The 249-nt window shown below is 49.0% G+C and carries 1 protein-coding gene; it reads left to right on the top strand.

The window, feature by feature from the left end; translation table 11 throughout:
• Nucleotides 1-249 (top strand): hypothetical protein (locus Q4528_RS15130; RefSeq protein ID WP_439848945.1); only part of this gene is annotated, 249 nt, incomplete at both ends.

The raw sequence follows: 249 nt of genomic DNA, 5'->3' as shown, positions 1-249 counted from the left end.
CGTGACTCAAGCGCCAGCAGTCGTCATTCTTAAAGAAGGTCGCCCAGTTGACGGATTTGCCGACATCCCGTCTCCAGAAGAAGTGATGCAAACTATTGTGCGCCATTTACCGCCACCAGAAGAGCAACTTTTTGCTAAAGCAAAAGCCTTGCTGGAAGCCGACCAACAAAGTGAAGCCTTAAGTGTCATTAAAGAAGCACACCAGCTAGCACCGCAACGCAACGATATTATTTTGGTGCTGATCCAGGC

It is taken from the genome of Staphylococcus pasteuri (assembly GCF_030547725.1).
Classification (GTDB): Bacteria; Bacillota; Bacilli; order Staphylococcales; family Staphylococcaceae; genus Staphylococcus; species Staphylococcus pasteuri.
Note: the sequence above shows the minus strand (reverse complement) of the source record. Positions and strands in the feature narration are given on the sequence as shown.